This is a genomic window from Vibrio sp. 10N.222.55.C6, from assembly GCF_041473395.1.
GTDB lineage: Bacteria > Pseudomonadota > Gammaproteobacteria > Enterobacterales > Vibrionaceae > Vibrio > Vibrio crassostreae_C.
This window is the reverse complement of the sequence record NZ_JBFRSD010000318.1, coordinates 1-215: the sequence shown is the minus strand read 5'-3', so window position 1 is coordinate 215 and position 215 is coordinate 1. Positions and strand designations below refer to the sequence as shown.

General features: G+C 43.7%; 1 protein-coding gene. It reads left to right on the top strand.

From position 1 onward, the window contains the following. Nucleotides 1-215 (top strand): hypothetical protein (locus tag AB4486_RS23890; protein ID WP_372119080.1); only part of this gene is annotated, 215 nt, incomplete at both ends.

Here is a 215-nt window from a genome sequence, read left to right as displayed (position 1 = left end):
GAACCGATGTCTGACGATGATGCATTCATCGCACTAAATGTGACAACGTCACGATTAACATCGAATATTCAGGTCGATGAGGCGGCGTTATTTGTCGCTCAAGACGTAGAAATTGATGGTCAAACCGTTCGTGTGAAGTCTTCTCTACAAAGATTGAGAGAAGAAGCCTTCAAATATGACCTTGCTTACTACAGCGAGCAGTGTGAAATCCCACA